The following is a 15372-nucleotide window of genomic DNA, read 5'->3' on the forward strand; positions in this document are numbered from 1 at the left end:
TCGTTCACCACCGTGGAGGGAAAATGCGAACCGGAAATACGCGGGCTGACAGTCCGGGGTATCGCGGCGCACCGGCGGGGGCGAAATGGCGAGACGACGAGACGAACCCTGGTCGGGCCGGGCGAGACGGCCGGTCGACGTCGGGCCGTGCGGCCCAGCATCCGATCGAAGCGGGAGCCGTAGCGCAAGCCGCCGAGCGAAATCGTACGGAACGGAGACGCGTCGACCGATGAGACGACGATCCGTCGGAGCAATCGTGCTGATCGTCTCCGCAGTGGTCGGAAGCGCCGTCGTACTACCGATCCTCGCCGGCGGGGCCGGACCGTTCACCGATGCTGACGACGGAATCGAGAGGAGAACCGACGGATCGACGGCCGCGCTCGAGGCGGCCGTCGCCCAGGACGACGCGCAACCGACCAACTGGTCCGAATTCGAGCCGGTGACGGTCGATCGACCGGCAGCAACACCCGGCGCCGACGGGCGGGCGGCGGTCCAGGGTGAGCGCGAGGACGCCGTCGAAGCGGGCGTCGAGGAGGGGATCGAACTCGTGCAGTCCCAGGGAGTCACCGTGACGCAGGAACAGCGGGCAGCGGCCCTCGAGGGCGCTCGGACAGCTGTGTCCCAAAATCAGACTGCGGCAGTCGAACAGGTCCAGGCGGCGACGGCCGGAGCCGTCCACGGCGCGTTGATCCAGACGCAATCGGCGAACGTGAGCCAGCTTCAGGCCGCGGTGGCCGGCGCGACCGGCGGGGGGCTCTCCCAGTCCCAGTCGGCGAACGCGACCCAACTTCAGAGTGCGACCTGGGGCGCAGCACACGGGGCGATCGCCCAGAGTCAGAACGTCTCCGTCGAACAGATCCAGGTCGCGAGCAGCGGGGCGGCCGCGGGTGCCGCGAGCGAGGCGGGCGCGAAAGACGTCGGCGCCGTCCCGAAGATTCAGGAAGCCGCCCAGGGATCGGCGTACGGCGCCCTGACCCAGTACCAGACGATCACGGTCGAACAGCGCCAGCGGGTGACGCTCGAGCACGTCCAACACGCCGCCGCGGGAGCGGCCGCCGGCGCGCTCGAGGGGAGTACGCGCGCCGGGTTCGAGCAGGCCCAGCGGATCCAGGTGCGACAGGAACAGCGCCTCGACGTCGAGCAGCGCCAGCGGGTGACGATCAAGCAGATCCAAAAAGCCGCCGCCGGTGCGGCGACGGGTGCACTCGTTCAGGAACAGTCGGTTTCGGTCGAGCAGACCCAGGCCGCGGCCCGCGGCGCGAGCCGCGGATCGCTGACGCAGGTTCAGTTCGTTCGCATCGAGCAGAGACAGCGGATTTCGATCACGCAGGTACAGCAGGCGTCCTTCGGCGCGGCGACGGGCGCGATTTCACAGAGTCAGGACGCGACCGTCGAGCAGATCCAGGCCGCCGCGACGGGGAGCGCAGGCGGCGTGCTCGTACAGCGCCAGGAGATTTCGATCACGCAGATCCAGTACGCTGCGATCGGTGCCGCAGACGGCGCGATCTCGTCCGCGATTCAGCGCCAATCGGTATCCGTCGAGCAGGTTCAGGCCGCCGCGTTCGGCGCCGGCGAGGGAGCGGTGAGCCAGACGCAACTCGTCGAAATAACGCAGGTCCAGCGCCTCGCGAGCGGCGCCGCGAGCGGTGCGCTCTCCCAGGCCCAGGGGGCGTCGGTCACGCAGGTTCAGACCGCGGCGCGAGTCGCCTGCCAGGAGACGGCCACCGTCGTCCAGTCACAGCGGATCAGCATCACGCAACTGCAGCGCCTGACCGAGGAGGCCGCGTCGGAGGCGATCGCCCTCGCAGTTCGGGACGAAACCGACGACGTGACGGTGATCTCACAGCGCGTCGAGGTCACCGTCGTCCAGCGACTCGAGACGATCGATCGGCTCGAGGGGACGGCGACGGTCGACGTCCCCGACCAGACGACCGACGGGGAGCGCGTTACCGTCGAAGAGGTGTCCCTCTCAGAGGGCGGCTACGTGGCCGTCTACGATGGAATCGCCGTCGATACCGACCCGGAGGACGTCCTCGGCGTCTCGGGCTCCCTCGAACCCGGGTCGCACGAGAACGTCACGATCGAACTCGACGACCCGCTCGAGGAGAGCGGGGCGGTCGTCGCGGTCGCACACCACGAGACGACCGGCGACGAAACGTTCGGGTACGTCGAATCCGATGGCGAGGCGGATCCGCCGTACGTCACCGGCGCCGGCGCGCCGGTTCTCGACGGCGCGTTCGTGACGATCACGGACGAACCCGGCGAACCCGCTGCGACGCTGTCCGTGACCGATCAGACCGGCAACGGCTCGACGCTGACGGTCGACGAGGCGAACGCGTCCGTTCCCTACACCGTGACTGCGACGGTCGACGGCGAAACGGTCGGAAACGAGTCGTTCGGGGCCGGTGAATCGGTGACAAATCTCTCGCTCGACCTCGAGCCACCGCTCGAGGGGAACGCGACCGTGGACGTCGCGGTCCTCGACGAGGATGGGGCGACGCTCGCGAACGAAACGATCAGCTACACCGTCGTAAACGAGACTGGCCCGGACGGTCCCGAGGGGTCGATCTCGGTCGACGACCAGACTGGCGACGGCGAAACGCTCGAAATCGACGCGGCGAGCGCGTCCGTTCCCTACGTCATCGCCGCCAGGTACGGCGGCGAACGCGTCGACAGCGAGCAATTCGAAGCGAACACGACGGTCACCGACGAGACCCTCGAGTTGGACCCGCCGCTCGAGGAGAACGCGACCGTGGGCGTCTCAGTTCGGGCCGTAACGGACGACGCAATACTGGCGAACGAGTCGGTCGAATACGGGATCGTCCGACCGGATCCGGACCGACCGACGGCGAACCTTTCGGTCGCGGACCAGACGGGAGACGGGCGGACGCTCACCGTCACTCAGGCGAACGCGTCCGTCGAGTACGCGATCACCGTGACCGACCAAAACGGCACGCAGCGCCTGGCGAGCGACTCGTTCAGGCCCAACGAGACGATCGGTCCCCGGGAGTTTTCACTCGAGCCGCCGCTCGAGGAGAACGCGACGCTCGAGGTGGCGGTCGTCGACGTGGAGAACGATTCCGTGCTGGAACGGAACACCGTCGAGTACACGGTCGATGGAACGCTCGAGGGGTTCGAGGTCGAGTTTGCGAGCTGTTCGCGAGCGGAAGTCACCGCGTCCCTCGAGGCGGGCGACCAGGTGGCCGCGAGCACGGGCTTTTACACGACCGCCGGATTCGGGAACACGATCCTGGACGACCTGATCACCGTCGGGGAAGACGTCCCGGCGCCCTTCGACGGAACGATCGTCTTCGAAATCGGTGACGAACGCCGCGTCACGACCGATGGCGATCGTGTTTCGGTCACCGTACCGGACTACGGCACCTTCGGCACCTACATCTCCGGAATCAGCTCGCCGGAAGCGGCGCCCGTCGGTGGGATAGATTACCCGAATCCGTCGGCAACGTGTCGAGACGAGGTTCGGCCGGAGTTGCCCTCGATCTCCGTCGTCGAAACGGCCCCCAGCGAAGACGGAAACGCCATCGATGTGACGTTCGGCTACGAGAACCCGAACGACGCGCCGGTGGCTGCGAACAGCGCTTTCGTCGAGGGAACGACGAGCGACCGACCGCCGAGCGAACTCGAGCCGGGTCGGCAGACGTTCACCGTCGAGTGGACGCCGGAACGCGACGACGAGCGCCTCGTCTGGCGGGTCGACCTCTCGAACTTCGACTACGACGAGCCGCTGACTGCGACGACGCCACCGGCGGGCGAACTCGAGCCGTCGGAGCCGGCTTCGTTCGGCGTCTCGATTGCGGGGACGAACAGTCCGGTCGAACGGGGTGACCCCATCGCGGTCGAGGCCATCGTCGAGAACGTCGGCGGGCGGGCGGGCACCCAGAACGTCTCGATCGCCGTCGGCGGTACCACCGGTGAGGCCGCCACGGTGTCGCTCGAGTCCGGTGAGACCCGGTCGGTGACGCTGAATTACGAGACGGCGGACCTCGATCCCGGTGAGTACCCGGTCGAAATCGCGACGGCGAACGAGACGGCGGAGACGACGGTCGCCGTCGAGCCGAGTGGCGACCCGGCCGCGTTCGCGATCACCGACGTATCAGCGCCCGAGACGGGCCGGGCCGGAGCGGCGGTGACGGTTGCGGTGACGATTCGGAACCAGGGCGACCGCGAGGGGACGCAGACGGTAACCTACTCCATCGACGGGCGGCAGGCTGCGGAGGCGTCGGTAACGCTTGCGGGGGGACAGGCGACGACCCTTTCGTTTACGCCGACACTCCCGACTGGAACCTCGACGCACACGATCGCGACCGAGGACGATCAGGAATCGGTGACGATCGAGGCGACCGAACCGGCGTCGGACGAGGAAACCGAGCCGGCGGGTCAATCCGCACCTGAGCGCCCGGAACCGCCGGAGCCGCCCGAACAACCCACCGCACCGGGAGGACCTGGTACCGACGGCGCGCTCGAGCAACCGGGAGCCGACGGCGCGAACGAATCGGCGCCGAATCCCGGGGGTCCCGAGACGCCAGGCGACGGACCCGACGAAACGCCCGACGGGAACGGTGCGGCGGCCGGAGAGGAGGACACGGCAGCTCCCGAAACGGAACCCGATGCCGACGAGAACGAAACTGCTGGCGCCGGCTAGTTCACTCGGAGAACGCCACCGGCCTCGCGTCCCGATTCGGACCCCAGCCAGCGCTCACGACGAGCGCGGACAGCGAACCCGACACTGGTCGGCGCGCGTCGGACGTCAGTGCTGGTGACCCGTCGCTTCGCCGAACGTGACGCCGAATCGTTCCTCGAACAGGTCCATCACTTTCGACTCCTGGGCCTCGAGTTCGTCGTCGTCGGAATCGCCGTGATGAACGACGTGGTGGGCGCGACTGGCGAAGGAGAGCAACATGACGTCGCCGATCGTTTCGGCGTCGGTCTGATCACCTTCGGCGACGAGGTCGACGAGGCCGGCCGGAATGGTCACGTCGTCCGTCGCGCCATCTTCGGAACTGATCGAGAAGGTCGTCGTCTTGACTTCGTCGCTCATACTCCTACGCTCGGGAACCGTCCCTATAGATGCTGTGGCTTGCGTCGGAGACGCCGTCGGCAGCGACGCTGCTCGAGACGGTCGGCCCCCGCGTCGGTTTGCCCGTCGGCGACGACCGTCTCCGCGTGCCATCCGTCGACCTCGAGGCGGAGCCGATCGGACAGGAGACGGACCGTGCGTCGAGGACGCGAGGACGAGTCCGACGGCGACCTCGGTTCGGAACCGACGACCGGGGACGAAGCCAGCGAGTACGCGACGACCCACATCAGCGACTGGTCGGCCGCGAGTAGCACCGCGGCGGCGAATTGCGCGACCCGGGGACCGGATTACCCGCCGTCGGCTGCGCTGCGTCGAACCGACTCCCACCGCCCTTTCGTCTCGAGGTGAGACTGCAGTTCCTCGGCGTACTCCTGGGTGAGACGTTCGGCGGCTTCGCGTTGTTCCGCCTCCGACGAGCCACCGTTTCCGCCCATTCCGAGCGCGCCCTTGATCGAGTCGACGATGCCGCCGCCCGAGGACTTCGATCCGCCGCTCGCTCCCTGACTGGCCATCGCGCCCATCCCCGATTGGATGTTGTCGAGTTCGGGAATGATGCCGTCGATTTTGTCCGTGTTGGCGACGATCCGGGCTTCGTCGGGGTCGTCGGGACGGTCGATCTCGAACTCGGTCGCCGTCATGATCAGGCTCCACTGCTGGTTGGAAAACCGCGACTCCTCGATCCGCGTCGAAAACTCCTGATCGACGGTCATCCGCTCGCCGACGATCCGATCGGTCCACGGGTTGTCGCTCATGGCCCCCGGTTCGGTCGGTGGCTGTATCAGCGTTTCCCTCCCACGGCGGTTCCCGACGGCTCGTGGCCGAGCCGCCACCGAAATCGTTCGTCGAACTGACGGTCGCTCGCAGCGGGATAACGCTCTTATACGCTCTTGTTGTATGCTATCATGTATCGCAATGTATGACCGCATCCTCGTTCCGACCGACGGCTCGCCGGAAGTCGAAGACGCCCTCGAGTACGCGTTCGATCTCGCGCGGACCCACGACGCGACCCTTCGGACGCTCTACGTCGTCAACGCGGCCGGCTACAGCGGGCTGCCGATGGAAACCGCGCTCGAAGGGATCACCGACGCGCTCCACGGAAAGGGACGGTCGGCGGTCGACCGCGTCGAAGAACGCGCGCCGGACGACGTCGCGGTCGAACGCGAGGTACGCGAAGGGTCCCCGAGTCACGTCATCGTCGACGAAGCCGACCCCGACGAGTGCGACCTCGTGGTGATGGCCACCCACGGCCGCGGTGGGATCGGTCGGCTGCTACTCGGCAGCGTCACCGAGCGAGTCGTCCGCCGCGCGTCGGTACCCGTCCTGACGGTACAGGTCGATCCAGAGGGCGCCGGCGATCGGTCCGGAGAGCCGCGACTCGCCGCGGAGTGACCGAACCGTTCTCGACCGCCGGCCGGACGCCGTTCGGCGACGTCCGGGACCAACGGCGCCCACTGCGACGTCTGCGAGGCACGGCTCCGCGCGCCGATGCTCACTCGTCCCGGAACGATTCGGGGAGGAACGGCGTCACGTCGCCGTGGACGAACTCGACGTAGTCGTCGTTCAGCCGCCTGCAGAACAGTCGGAGCTCGCCGTCCGCCCGGACGGTCTCGAGTTTCGCGCGGCTGGATCCGGCATCGTAGTAGGCGGGAACGAAGACGGCCGTCTCGCCGTCCGGATCTTTCTCGACGACGAGCAGGTAGACCATGCCGCCGTGGCCCCCGCGGAAGACGTCCACGTCGGTGAACGCGTGGTCCGCGGTCAGCGACTCGAGGTCCTCGTACTCCGGGCCCGGCAGGACCACGTCGAGGCCCGTCCGCGCGTCGGAGTCCACGAGCACGGAGTCCCCGGGGTGGAGCTCGAGTGTCGTCCAGCCGCGGTCGCGATACTCGTCGGCGGTCGCCGCCATGTCCCGGAGGACGGATCGCCAGCCGGATCGAATTTCGGTGTCGCCGGGCGCGGAGCCCGCTGGATTCTCGCCCATGCCTGCACCGCAGGTATCGCCGAAGATAAGCGTTGTCAAGTCTCGCAAGATATTTGATCGCAGGCTCGAGAACTGCAGGCAGTGACTGATCTCCTGTCTCTCTCCGGACTCCGCACGCAGTTCGACACCAACCGCGGTGCGGTGAAAGCCGTCGACGGCATCGACCTCACCATCGAGGAGGGAGAGACCGTCGGCCTCGTCGGCGAGTCCGGTTCCGGCAAGAGCGTGACCGCACTCTCAGCGATGGATCTCGTCGACGATCCCGGCGAGGTCGTGGACGGGCGCGTGTCCCTGCGGCGCGCGGACCTGGCCGCGGAACTCGCGAACGAATTCGACGACGCCGTCGTCCCGTACCCCTTCGAACTCGTGGGGGCGATCCGAGCGATCGTCGCGGACCTCCGCGCCGGCGACGGGGACGACGCGGCCGCGTCGGAACTGCGCGCCATTGCCGCCGACCTGACCGGCCGCGACGACCCGGCGGGGCTCGCACCGTCGATCCGTGACGGCGCCGACCGACTCGTGGACGGTGCGACGGAATCCGCGGTCGCAGACGCGCTCGAGGACGCCGTCGAGGACGCCGCCGAGGGGTTCGTCTACGTGGACGATGCCGCGCGCGAACAGTTCGAGCGCGGTGCGAGCGCCGACAAGGTGGCGATCGAGGACGGCATCGTCGACCTGACGGACGCGCCCGAGGAGGCGATGCGGAAGGTCCGCGGCGGCGAGATGGGGATGATCTTTCAGGATCCGATGACGTCCCTGAATCCCGCCGTGACCGTCGGCGAGCAGGTCGCAGAGTCCCTGCGACTCCACCGGTACGGCGAACGGAAACGGGACACGTGGCTGAACGCCGTCCGGGAGATCCTCCCGAAGATCGGCGGGGACGAACACGACGAGGACGTCGTCGCGGACGTCGTCGACATCCTCACCGAGGTCGGGATTCCGGAGGCGCCCACTCGCCTCGAGGAGTATCCCCACGAATTCTCCGGTGGCATGCGCCAGCGCGTCCTCATCGCCATCGCGCTCGCGTGCCGGCCGAGTCTCCTCATCGCCGACGAGCCGACGACCGCCCTCGACGTGACCATCCAGGCGCAAATACTCGAGCTCATCGACGATTTACAAGCGGAGTTCGGGATGTCGGTGCTGATGATCACCCACGATCTCGGGGTGGTCGCGGAGACCTGCGACCGGGTCGCGGTGATGTACGCCGGCGAAATCGTCGAGGAAGGTCCCGTCGAAGAGATCTTCCACAACCCGAGTCACCCGTACACGTACACGCTCCTCGAGTCGATTCCGACGGAAGAGAAAGACCGCCTGACCCCCATCGAGGGGAACGTTCCGGACCTCATCGACATGCCGAACGGCTGTCATTTCGCGGACCGCTGTCCGTGGGCTCAGCCCGAGTGTCGGGAGGGTGAGATTCCGTTCCGCCAGCACGGGCCGGACGACGTCGACCACCGGTCGAAGTGCGTCCTCGAGGACTTCGACGAAAGCGAATACGGCGACGAGGGGGTCGCGACCGCGACCGACCGCGACGTCGGCGAACCGCTCGTCGAACTCCGCGGGATGCGCAAGTACTACGAGCAAGAAGACGGGTTCCTGGACCGATTCGTCGGCGAGAAACCGAGCGTGAAGGCCGTCGACGGCGTGAGCTTCGACGTTCGCGAAGGCGAGACCCTCGGACTCGTCGGCGAATCCGGGTGCGGCAAGTCGACCGCGGGCCGTGCGATCCTCCACCTCAACCCGCCGACGGACGGGACGGTGGTGTTCGCCGGTGAGGACCTCGGCGACCTCTCGAAGTCGGGGATCCAGGAGAAACGCAAGGACATGCAGATGGTGTTCCAGGATCCGATGTCGAGTCTCGATCCGCGGATGACCGTCGGCCAGACCGTCATGGAGCCGCTGAAGATACACGGCCTCCCGGAGGCCGACCCCGACGTGGCGACGCGCGCGGACGTCTCGACGGCTGGCATCCCGGCGGACGCGGTGTCCGTCGACGTCGCAGATAACGCGGATGCGTTACTCGGAAACGGCGATCAGGACGTCGTCGTTCCGGTACACGTGGCTGTGACGGACGGCGACGTTACCGTGGACGTCGAGGAACCGCTCGACGTGACGACGGACGTGACGCGCGACGGCGGCCGCGTCACGAGCGTGCACGTGGACGTCGCCACGGGCGACTCGAAGCGCGCGCTCCGCCGCCGCCGCGTCGTTCAGCTCCTCGAGGAGGTTGGACTCGACGAGAGCCAGTACGGCCGCTACCCCCACGAACTCTCCGGCGGGCAACGCCAGCGCGTCGGCATCGCGCGCGCCCTCGCGGTGGACCCGGATTTCATCGTCGCCGACGAGCCGGTGTCGGCCCTCGACGTCTCCGTGCAGGCACAGATAATCAACCTTTTAGAGGACCTACAGGAGGAGTTCGGATTGACGTACCTGTTCATCGCCCACGACCTTTCGGTCGTCCGGCACATCTCGGACCGCGTGGCGGTGATGTACCTCGGCGAGATCGTCGAGAGCGCGGAAACCGACGACCTGTTCGCGGACCCGAAGCACCCGTACACGAACGCGTTGCTGTCCGCGATCCCCGAGCCGGATCCGCTGGCGGACACCGACGACCGGACCATACTGCAGGGTGACGTGCCGTCCCCGATCGACCCGCCGTCCGGCTGTCACTTCCGGACGCGGTGTCCGTCGATCATCCCGCCAGAGGACCTCGACATCGAGCAGGAGCGCTACCGCGAGGTCATGTTCTACCGACAGCGCGTGGCGTCCCGAGACATCGACCTCGAGGCAGCCAGGGAGGCGACCGCCGGCGAGAACCCGCCGGCGCGCGCGGTCGCCGACGGGGGGAGCGATCTCTCCGCCGTGCTCGACGCGCAGTTCTTCGACGGTCCGCTGACGGGCCGCGCCCGCGAGGCCGTCGACGAGTCCTATCGTCACCTCGACGACGGCGACTGGGAGGCCGCCGAGGCCGTCCTCGAGGAGGCGTTCGAGAGCGTCTGCGAGAGGAGGGACCCCGAACCCGGCGGTGGCGAACACCCGGCAGCCTGTCATCTCTTCACCGACGCCGAGTAGACGGGGTCGCCATCGGCGGGATTTTGAATCTGTTTCCGGTCACGCTGCCCAAAACCGCGGCCGATGGTGCGGAATTTTGATAAGTCGACTAGAACTCTGGATACAACTGCGACTTCGTATAAATCGTTCTCGTTAGTATTATGTATGCAGAGGCAAGGCATAGTGTTATGCCAGATCACGCTTCCAGACGAAGCTTTCTGAAGGCGGCAGGTAGCACGACGGTCATCGCGACCGCAGCGAGCTCCCTCTCGGGGTGTCTCGGGGGCGGTGGCGACGGCGGCGGTCCGCTCCGGTACGGGCGCAGTTCACACTCGGACACCCTCGACCCGCAGAATACGACCAGCGGCGAAGTCGCGAAGGTCACGAACCAGATCTACGACGGGCTCATCGACTTCGAGCCCGGCGAGGCGGTGATCACGGAGAGCCTCGCGACCGACTGGACGATGGACGGCGAAACCGTCACGATCCAACTGCGCGAGGACGCGCAGTTCGACGACGGGACCGACTTCACCGCCGACGACTTCGTCGCGACCTACCGACGGTTCGTCGACGAGGAGTACGAGTACTACTTCGAGGAGGCCTCCGCGTACGGTCCGTTCACGCTCGGAAACTGGATCGACTCCGTCGAGGCCGACGGTGACTACACGCTGAACATCACGCTCACGCAGCAGTACGCGCCGTTCCTGCGCAACCTCGCGATGTTCGCCGCCGTCGTCCTGCCGAAAGACGGCATCGAAGGCGGCTTCGACTTCAACGCGGACGCCAACGGCACCGGTCCGTTCCAACTCGAGGAACTCGACAACTCGAACGGCCGCATCCTGCTCACCCCGAACGACAACTACTGGGGCGACGGGCCGAACGTGGACGAACTCCTGTTCCTCGAGCGTGGGGAGAACTCCACGCGTACCCAGGCCCTCGTCGAGGGCGAACTCGAGATCATCGACAACCTCGGACCCGACAACGTCGGGACGGTCGAGGACTCCGATGCCGCCGAGATCCAGTCAGGACAGGGGATCAACATCGGATACATGTCGTTCAACCAGTCCCGCGTCGAGGAGTTCCGCGATCCCCAGGTTCGACAGGCCATCAGTTACGCCATCGACACCGAATCGATCGTCAACGAGGTCTACTCCGGCATCGCCCAGCAGGCCGATCAGCCGTGCCCGCCGGCGCTGTTCGGACACAACGACGACCTCAGCCCGTACTCGTACGACCCCGACCAGGCCCAGTCACTGCTGGAGGAGGCTGGATACGGCGACGGCTTCTCCTTCGAGTTGACGACCTTCCAGAACGCACGCGGCTACAACCCGGCCCCGCTCCCGACGGCGGAGACCATCCGGACGAACCTCGGAGACATCGGCATCGACGTCACGATCGACGAGCGGCAGTTCTCGGATTACCTCACCTACACGTCCGAGGGCCGACACGACGCGTCCCTGGCCGGCTGGTACACGGACAACGCCGACCCGGACAACTTCTACTACGTCCTGCTCCACCCGCAAGTCGAGTCCCCCAGCGGACAGGACTGGGTCGAGTGGGACACGGAGGACTACAACACGTCCAATCGGAGCGCGTGGGCGAACCAGGAGTACATGAACCTCATCGAGGAAGCCCAGCGAACGACGGACGAGGACGAGCGCGCCGAACTCTATCACGAGGCGGCACAAATCGCCCACGACGAGGCGCCCTGGGTCTACATCGACTACGCCGACGAGGTCCGCGGCGTTCGCAATAATGTCAGCAATTATGAAGTGTCCGCCATCGGCGGCCCCCACCTCCACCTGGTCGAACTCGAGTAAGGCGTCCCCGTGACGAGAGATTTTTAAGAACTTATGCTCATATCCGAACGATGATATCAAAGCGGTTCGTCGTCAAACGACTGCTGTTGCTCGGTCCGGTGCTGTTCGGAGTGGCGACGGTGGTCTTCGGTATCCTCCACCTCTCGCCGGGGGACCCCGCAGTCGCCATCGCGGGTCAGCGCGCAAGTCCGGAATTCGTCGAACAGATACGATCCGATCTCGGACTCGACGACCCGCTCTGGCAGCAGTACCTCCGATTCCTCGCCGACACCGCGACGCTCGAGTTTGGGGAGTCCTACCAGATCCGGCGCGGCACCGACGTCAGCGCGATCCTCGCCGACCGACTCCCCATCACCATCGAACTCGCGATTCTCGGCGCGATCGCGGGGCTGCTGTTCGGGTTGCCGCTCGGAATCGTCAGCGCCGTCAAGCAGGACACCCTGACCGATCACCTCTCCCGGGTCGGCGCGCTCGCGGGTATCAGCATCCCGATCTACTGGAGCGGCCCGCTCCTCATCCTGTTGTTCGCACAGATTCTGGGGATTCTCCCCACGAGCGGTCGCATCGGGTCGACGCACTTCATCGACTCGAAAACCGGGTTCATCCTCGTCGACACACTGCTGGCCGGCGATATGGCGGCGTTTCAGTCCGCGGTCAGTCACCTGGCCATGCCCGTCGCCGTCCTCGGTATCTACTCGATGGCCTTTATCTCTCGGATGATGCGCTCGTCGATGCTCGAGGTCGTTCGCCAGGACTACATGCGAACGGCGCGCGCGAAGGGCCAGGGCGCGAAGACGACGATCATGAAACACGGGCTCAGGAACGCGTTCATCCCCGTCATCACCATCATCGGGATCCAGTTCGGATCGATGCTCGGCGGCTCCGTGTTGACCGAGACCGTCTTCCAGATCAACGGTATCGGAACGCTGCTCGTCGAAGCCATCAACAAGAGCGACTATCCGGTAGTGCAGGCGACCGTCCTCGTGTTCGCGTTCATGTACACGGTCGTCAATCTCCTCGTCGACATCACCTACTCGATTCTCGACCCACGGATCGACCAATGAGCACGGAAACACAAACCCAATCGTCAGACTTCGAGCGAAGCACCGTCGAGCGCATCCGCGCGAACCCGTTCCTCACGGAGCTTCTGTCGAACCGCATCGCCGTCGTCGGCCTCACCATCATCATCGGAATGGTCGCCGTCGCCGTCTACGCCCGATTCGCGTACGACCTCGACGCCATCGTCAGAACCAGCTTCGAGACGAACCCGACGAAAGCGCCGCCGAGTAGCCAGTTCTGGTTCGGCACCGACGGGCAGGCTCGGGACATCTTCCCGCGCGTCCTGTACGGCGCGTGGTACGCGATGAAGTTCGGGACCGTGACCGTCCTCGCGTCCACGGTACTCGGCATCACCGCCGGCATCGTTTCGGCGTACTACGGCGACCTCACGGACAACGTCATCATGCGGACGATGGACGTGCTCCTGTCGTTCCCGTCGCTGCTGCTGGCGCTCGCACTCGTCACCATCTTCCCCCAGTCGCTGGGGCTGTGGAGCGCGGTCGCCGCCCTCACGCTCGTGTACACGCCGCGGTTCGCCCGCGTCGTCCGCGGCGCCGCGCTGAAAGTGCTCGAGGACGAGTACATCGAGGCGACGCGTGCGCTCGGTGCGAACGACCTGCGGCTGCTGGTTCGCCACGTCCTGCCGAACTGCCTGGCGCCGATCACCGTTCAGTCGACGCTGAACTACGGCCTTGCCATCATCGACATCGCGGCGCTGTCGTTCCTCGGGTTCGGCGCGAGCCCCGGCGATCCGTCGTGGGGGATGATGCTCTCCGAAGGCGTCGAGCGCGGCCTGTTCTCGGGCGCGTGGTGGTGGTCGTTCTTCCCCGGCCTCTTCCTCGCTCTCACCGTGCTCGGCTTCAACCTGCTCGGCGACGGGATGCGCGATGCCCTCGATCCCCGGATGCGAGATGCCGTCGACTGATTCCGACGACCGCGTCCCGAGGGCCGCCCTCGGGCACACCCGCCGACTCGTGATCGCTGCCGCCCGCTGGGCGGCCGTCGGAGCCGCGCTCGGAGTGGCCGTCTCGCTGGGCCTACTGCTGGTCTGGACGCCGCGAGCCGCGACCGACACGGCGTTTGCGCTCGGCGCGCTCGTCCTCGGGTTCGGCGTCACCGCGTGGTCGGCGGCGGTCGGCCTCGGACGAACCATCGAAGGGATGCAGGATCACCTCGACGTAAGTTCCGGCTGGACGGAGGCCGGCGCTCGCGAGGCGTTTTTCGTGCTGTCGTGGACGGGCGCGGGCTGGGTCGTCGCCGCGGCCGCCAGTTCGATCGCGCTCGGCGTCTGAAACCCGACACCGCGACCGACGTTCTCCGACGGATTCCCCCCTTCGAGTCGCGACCGACGTCGCGAATCGTTCGCGAGTTCCGCGATCGTCCCCGAACCGTCCGGTGTCGTACCGGTCAGACCGGCCGCAAGTGTTCACAGTCTCCCGCAGAAACCGTCACCCGCCCGTCGTCGGTCTCGACCTCGAGCGCGCCGAACTCCGTGATGTCGACCGCCTCTCCGACGAGTTCGCCGGACGGGCGATCGACCCTGACGCGCTGGCCGAGCGTCAGCGCCAGGTCGCGCCAGGCGGGGACCACGGCCTCGATATCGGTCCGATAGCGCTCGAACTCCTCGAGAAGTCGCTGGACGAAGCGTCGACGATCGACGTCGCCCGCCTCCTCGCGGATACTCGTCGCGCCCGCCGGGAGGTCGGCGGCGTCGATGTTGGCGTTGACGCCGATGCCGGGGACGACCCAATCGACCCGATCCGGCTGTCCCTCCATCTCCGTGAGGATTCCCGCGAGTTTTCGATAGTCGCCGTCGTCCCCGACCGGGACGACCACGTCGTTCGGCCACTTGATCCCGGCGTCGACGCCGGCCTCTCGAGCGACCGTCGCCGTCGCGACCGCCGCCGCGAGCGTGTACAGCGGCGCCTGTGCGGTCGTGATCGTCGGTCGAGTGACGATGCTCACCCAGACCCCGCCGACCGGCGCGGTCCACTCGCGCTCGAGGCGACCGCGCCCGCCGGTCTGCTCGCCGGCGACGACGGCCACGTTCGCTGCGCCCTCTGCCGCCAGCTGACGCGCACGATCGTTCGTGCTACCGACGGCGTCGTGATACTCGATCGAAAACGGCGCCTCGAGTCCGAATTCGATCGCCGGAGCGTTGTACGCCGTGACGTCGGCGAGTTCGTAGCCGGTCGGTCCGCTCTCGATGTCGAAGTTCGACTCGCGCAGCGCCTCGATGTGCTTCCAGACGGCCGCCCGCGAGACGTCGAGGTCGGCTGCCAGCTCGGGCCCCGACACCGGCCCGCCCGAGAGCGCCTCGAGGATCGCCCGTCGCGTCTCGTTCATGGCCTCGAGAGGGGAGC

At 67.0% G+C, this 15372-nt stretch carries 12 protein-coding genes; 8 read left to right on the forward strand and 4 right to left on the reverse strand.

The window, feature by feature from the left end:
- Positions 1-229: 229 nt before the first annotated feature.
- Positions 230-4663 (forward strand): DUF7282 domain-containing protein, encoded by a 4434-nt coding sequence (locus NJT13_RS06605; protein ID WP_254524778.1) that lies wholly within the window; start codon positions 230-232, stop codon positions 4661-4663.
- Between the two features lie 105 nt (positions 4664-4768).
- Here the strand turns inward: NJT13_RS06605 and NJT13_RS06610 are convergent, their stop codons facing one another.
- Positions 4769-5059 (reverse strand): DUF7545 family protein, encoded by a 291-nt coding sequence (locus NJT13_RS06610; RefSeq protein ID WP_254524779.1) that lies wholly within the window; start codon positions 5057-5059, stop codon positions 4769-4771.
- A gap of 29 nt (positions 5060-5088) precedes the next feature.
- On the opposite strand from NJT13_RS06610, the gene NJT13_RS06615 reads away from it, so the two are divergent.
- Positions 5089-5349: a hypothetical protein gene (locus NJT13_RS06615; protein WP_254524780.1), complete on the forward strand. Its 261-nt coding sequence runs from the start codon at positions 5089-5091 to the stop codon at positions 5347-5349.
- 36 nt (positions 5350-5385) lie between these two features.
- Here the strand turns inward: NJT13_RS06615 and NJT13_RS06620 are convergent, their stop codons facing one another.
- On the reverse strand, positions 5386-5850 hold the full coding sequence (locus NJT13_RS06620; protein ID WP_254524781.1) for a DUF5799 family protein: 465 nt from the start codon (positions 5848-5850) through the stop codon (positions 5386-5388).
- Positions 5851-6010: 160 nt separating this feature from the next.
- Here NJT13_RS06620 and NJT13_RS06625 point away from each other — a divergent pair, with 160 nt between their 5' ends.
- Positions 6011-6487 (forward strand): universal stress protein, encoded by a 477-nt coding sequence (locus NJT13_RS06625; protein ID WP_254524782.1) that lies wholly within the window; start codon positions 6011-6013, stop codon positions 6485-6487.
- A gap of 100 nt (positions 6488-6587) precedes the next feature.
- Here NJT13_RS06625 and NJT13_RS06630 read toward each other — a convergent pair whose 3' ends face one another.
- Positions 6588-7079, reverse strand: coding sequence for a DUF7529 family protein (locus tag NJT13_RS06630; protein WP_254524783.1), 492 nt, complete (start codon positions 7077-7079; stop codon positions 6588-6590).
- A gap of 81 nt (positions 7080-7160) precedes the next feature.
- Between NJT13_RS06630 and NJT13_RS06635 the strand changes: the two genes are divergently transcribed.
- The 5 genes from NJT13_RS06635 to NJT13_RS06655 all read left to right on the forward strand — a co-directional run bounded on the left by NJT13_RS06635 (position 7161) and on the right by NJT13_RS06655 (position 14301).
- Positions 7161-10151: a dipeptide ABC transporter ATP-binding protein gene (locus NJT13_RS06635; protein WP_254524784.1), complete on the forward strand. Its 2991-nt coding sequence runs from the start codon at positions 7161-7163 to the stop codon at positions 10149-10151.
- 167 nt (positions 10152-10318) lie between these two features.
- Positions 10319-11950 (forward strand): ABC transporter substrate-binding protein, encoded by a 1632-nt coding sequence (locus NJT13_RS06640; RefSeq protein ID WP_254524785.1) that lies wholly within the window; start codon positions 10319-10321, stop codon positions 11948-11950.
- Positions 11951-12000: 50 nt separating this feature from the next.
- A complete protein-coding gene (locus tag NJT13_RS06645) occupies positions 12001-13014 on the forward strand; it encodes an ABC transporter permease (RefSeq protein WP_254524786.1) in 1014 nt (337 codons plus the stop codon).
- Positions 13011-13934, forward strand: a complete 924-nt coding sequence (locus NJT13_RS06650; RefSeq protein WP_254524787.1) for an ABC transporter permease — start codon at positions 13011-13013, stop codon at positions 13932-13934. The genes NJT13_RS06645 and NJT13_RS06650 overlap by 4 nt, the downstream gene beginning before the upstream one ends.
- Complete coding sequence (locus NJT13_RS06655; protein WP_254524788.1) at positions 13921-14301, forward strand: DUF7268 family protein; 381 nt, start codon at positions 13921-13923, stop codon at positions 14299-14301. The genes NJT13_RS06650 and NJT13_RS06655 overlap by 14 nt, the downstream gene beginning before the upstream one ends.
- A 115-nt stretch (positions 14302-14416) precedes the next feature.
- Here NJT13_RS06655 and NJT13_RS06660 read toward each other — a convergent pair whose 3' ends face one another.
- Complete coding sequence (locus tag NJT13_RS06660; RefSeq protein ID WP_254524789.1) at positions 14417-15355, reverse strand: biotin--[acetyl-CoA-carboxylase] ligase; 939 nt, start codon at positions 15353-15355, stop codon at positions 14417-14419.
- Positions 15356-15372: the final 17 nt, after the last annotated feature.

This window comes from Natrinema caseinilyticum, assembly GCF_024227435.1.
GTDB lineage: Archaea > Halobacteriota > Halobacteria > Halobacteriales > Natrialbaceae > Natrinema > Natrinema caseinilyticum.

What these genes read in the sequence shown, in the direction of transcription:
- NJT13_RS06610 (WP_254524779.1), bottom strand. Translation starts at nt 5,059, where the DNA reads ATGAGCGACGAAGTCAAGACGACGACCTTCTCGATCAGTTCCGAAGAT.
- NJT13_RS06625 (WP_254524782.1), top strand. Translation starts at nt 6,011, where the DNA reads ATGTATGACCGCATCCTCGTTCCGACCGACGGCTCGCCGGAAGTCGAA.
- NJT13_RS06660 (WP_254524789.1), bottom strand. Translation starts at nt 15,355, where the DNA reads ATGAACGAGACGCGACGGGCGATCCTCGAGGCGCTCTCGGGCGGGCCG.
- NJT13_RS06640 (WP_254524785.1), top strand. Translation starts at nt 10,319, where the DNA reads ATGCCAGATCACGCTTCCAGACGAAGCTTTCTGAAGGCGGCAGGTAGC.
- NJT13_RS06620 (WP_254524781.1), bottom strand. Translation starts at nt 5,850, where the DNA reads ATGAGCGACAACCCGTGGACCGATCGGATCGTCGGCGAGCGGATGACC.
- NJT13_RS06615 (WP_254524780.1), top strand. Translation starts at nt 5,089, where the DNA reads ATGCTGTGGCTTGCGTCGGAGACGCCGTCGGCAGCGACGCTGCTCGAG.
- NJT13_RS06655 (WP_254524788.1), top strand. Translation starts at nt 13,921, where the DNA reads ATGCCGTCGACTGATTCCGACGACCGCGTCCCGAGGGCCGCCCTCGGG.
- NJT13_RS06645 (WP_254524786.1), top strand. Translation starts at nt 12,001, where the DNA reads ATGATATCAAAGCGGTTCGTCGTCAAACGACTGCTGTTGCTCGGTCCG.
- NJT13_RS06605 (WP_254524778.1), top strand. Translation starts at nt 230, where the DNA reads ATGAGACGACGATCCGTCGGAGCAATCGTGCTGATCGTCTCCGCAGTG.
- NJT13_RS06630 (WP_254524783.1), bottom strand. Translation starts at nt 7,079, where the DNA reads ATGGGCGAGAATCCAGCGGGCTCCGCGCCCGGCGACACCGAAATTCGA.
- NJT13_RS06650 (WP_254524787.1), top strand. Translation starts at nt 13,011, where the DNA reads ATGAGCACGGAAACACAAACCCAATCGTCAGACTTCGAGCGAAGCACC.